General features: G+C 38.4%; 2 protein-coding genes. One reads left to right on the top strand and one right to left on the bottom strand.

The window, feature by feature from the left end; translation table 11 throughout:
• Positions 1-139: 139 nt before the first annotated feature.
• Positions 140-886: an SDR family NAD(P)-dependent oxidoreductase gene (locus D5S11_RS19620; RefSeq protein ID WP_020955730.1), complete on the bottom strand. Its 747-nt coding sequence runs from the start codon at positions 884-886 to the stop codon at positions 140-142.
• Positions 887-1054: 168 nt separating this feature from the next.
• On the opposite strand from D5S11_RS19620, the gene D5S11_RS19615 reads away from it, so the two are divergent.
• Entirely contained in the window at positions 1055-1423 is a 369-nt protein-coding gene (locus D5S11_RS19615; protein ID WP_032871326.1) for a winged helix-turn-helix transcriptional regulator, read from the top strand.
• Positions 1424-1969: the final 546 nt, after the last annotated feature.

Genomic DNA, 1969 nt, shown 5'->3' with positions numbered 1-1969 from the left:
TGATGTTCATGCAGTCCTCGTGGAAGAAAAGGCAGGTCAAAGTCTTGTCCCATAAGTACTTGCTCTAGACATTAATCATGAAGTCACACCAATTTCACACCTTACCAAGGGGACTATTTGTAATCTCTGCGCAGTGAAATTATACCTGTGCTAGCCCGCCATCTACGAACAATTCAACACCCGTCAAGTAACTGCTTTCGTCTGAAGCAAGGAAAGATACAGCGTTTGCTACTTCTTCAGGTGTCCCAACTTTTCCAGCTGGAACAGTATTTCTGGTATTTTCCATTGCTCCTTCAAGTGCATCACCAAAAAGCTCATCGTATGCAGGTGTAAGAATAGCTCCTGGACTCACCACATTTACACGGATTTCAGTACCTTTTAGGTCAAGAATCCAGTTGCGAACCAGTGCTCTTAATGCTGCTTTAGATGCTCCATATACACTAAACGCTGGGTTGCCAATTGATCCAGCAGTAGAGCCCGTTACAATAATAGAACCTACTTTGTCCGGGAATAGTGATAACGCTTTTTGAACAGTAAAGATGGTTCCTTTAACGTTAATGTCGAACGTTCTATCAACCTGCTCTTCAGTAATTTCACCTAATGGAAGGAAGTTGCCGGTGCCTGCATTAGCAAAAAGAATGTCCAACTTACCTTTTTCCTGCTTTATCATGTCATATAGTTTGTCTAAGTCTTCTAGCTTAGAAATATCACCTTGAACACCGGTTACGTTCTTGCCAATTTGGTTAACAGCTTTATCAAGTTCGTTTTGTCTACGTCCCGTGATATAAACATATGCACCTTCGTTTACAAATTTTTGTGCTGTAGCAAGACCAATCCCACTTGTTCCACCCGTTACAAGCGCTATTTTACCTTCAAATTTACCCATACTTAACACTCCTTTAGAATTGATTTTATTTTATGTCTAGTACCTTTAAGTACTTGAAGAACAACTTACAAGATATAGTATCCTTCAGTAAGCACATTATCGGAAGTACCCACTTTTTTGTGATATAGTAACTAAAAAGTAATAAATGTGGAATGGAGAGCTTTAGACATGAAAAAATTTAGCTGTGGGTTTGAAGTGACAAAGGAAGTTATTGGCGGAAAATGGAAAGGCCTTGTATTATACTTTTTAATGAATGGACCAAAGAGAACGAGTGAATTAAAGCGCATGATCCCAAATATAACTCAGAAAATGCTGATTCAAACACTTAGAGAGCTTGAAGCCAGTGGACTTGTGAGCAGAAAGATGTATAATCAAGTACCGCCGAAGGTTGAATATTCATCCACTGAACTTGGAGAATCTCTTAAACCTATCTTGCAGGAGCTCTGTCAATGGGGAGGCCATTATGCGGAGCAAAAGTATGCAGAAGGTGAATATGAAATTGTACAACCAGAACAACTAAAGTTAGGATTGATGTAGCTGCTGAAGTAAATGCTAAACAACTTCAATACCATCACCTAACAGATGAAGAACAGTCAGAAATAAATGAGATATTCAATTTTGAAAGTGAAGTTCTAATAAGAAGTGTCATGGACTATATTCAGGAAAACTTTGATGAAATTCAAAAAAGAGCTGTTTCAAATGTTAAAGAGAAGGTTCAGAAACTTAGCCAAAAAATAAATGAAGATATTGATAATAATATTTAATGCCTATGATCTCTAGATAGGCATTTTTTCTTTCGGATAAAAAAGAAAAGACGTACAAATTGTACGCCTTAATCTGCTTCTGTACTATCAATTTTTCACTGCATAACAGTCACAGTTCAGGTTGCACCTCAGGTCACACTTTTATTGAGCTTAGTGCTGGTCACACTTCGCTGTGACTCGGTCACAATTCCGCTGAAAATCAGCACTGAATGTTCGGATTTTACTGTGACTCCACTTGGTTTCACACTCCGTATCACACAACGGAATAATTACCGATTATCAATCGTCTCCGGGTACATATCATGATTCATCATCCGAT

Source organism: Bacillus sp. L75, from assembly GCF_003676355.1.
GTDB classification, from domain to species: Bacteria; Bacillota; Bacilli; order Bacillales; family Bacillaceae; genus Bacillus; species Bacillus velezensis.
This window is presented reverse-complemented; position numbering and strand designations above follow the sequence as displayed.

Excerpts from the sequence above, each read along its gene's own strand:
- D5S11_RS19615 (WP_032871326.1), top strand. The coding sequence starts at position 1,055 with ATGAAAAAATTTAGCTGTGGGTTTGAAGTGACAAAGGAAGTTATTGGC.
- D5S11_RS19620 (WP_020955730.1), bottom strand. The coding sequence starts at position 886 with ATGGGTAAATTTGAAGGTAAAATAGCGCTTGTAACGGGTGGAACAAGT.